This is a genomic window from Macromonas nakdongensis, assembly GCF_002837145.1.
In the GTDB taxonomy this organism is placed as follows: domain Bacteria; phylum Pseudomonadota; class Gammaproteobacteria; order Burkholderiales; family Burkholderiaceae_C; genus Macromonas_B; species Macromonas_B nakdongensis.
Genome location: NZ_NWMV01000169.1, coordinates 1 through 536, shown reverse-complemented (window position 1 = coordinate 536; position 536 = coordinate 1). Strand labels below are relative to the sequence as shown.

The window sequence follows — 536 nt, the reverse complement described above, 5'->3', positions numbered from 1 at the left end:
CTGCAGGGCGGGCAGGCCCTGGTCCTCGTAGACGCCGCTGCTGGCGCGGTCGCTGACGGACACGATGCCGATTTTGATGGGGTCGAAGGGGCTCATGGTCGGGGGCGGTCTGGGGGCGGGCTTCAGTCGGCCGTGGAGTTCTCGGCGTCGGCGTCCAGGCGGGTGCGCACCAGCTGGAAGATCTCGCGGTAGCTCTTGCCGTGGCGCTGGGCTTCGCCCGGTTGTTCGGCGGTGGCTTTGTCCTGCGCGTCCTTGCGCGCCTGGCGGATCAGCGAGCGCAGGCGCTGCAGGTCGGCGTCGGGGTCCAGCGCCAGCCACTCGGTCAGGGCGCCGTCGTCGGCGATCAGGCGGTCGCGCCACTGCTCGGCCAGGTGCAGGCGCAGGGTGTCCGCGGCGCTGCCCTGGTGTTGCACCGCCAGCGCTTCTTCCACGGCCTGTACCGTGTCCTCGTCGAGCTTGCGCATCAGTTTGCCGATGAACTGCATCTGCCGGCGCCGGCCTTCGAAGTTGGTGATGCGCCGGACCTCGGCCAGCGC

1 protein-coding gene is annotated in these 536 nt (G+C 70.7%); it reads right to left on the bottom strand.

Annotated features, from left to right (window positions below):
- Positions 1-122 precede the first annotated feature (122 nt).
- Positions 123-536, bottom strand: a 414-nt coding sequence (gene yjgA / locus CON77_RS14870; RefSeq protein ID WP_157826999.1) for a ribosome biogenesis factor YjgA, incomplete at its 5' end; no start/stop codon positions are given.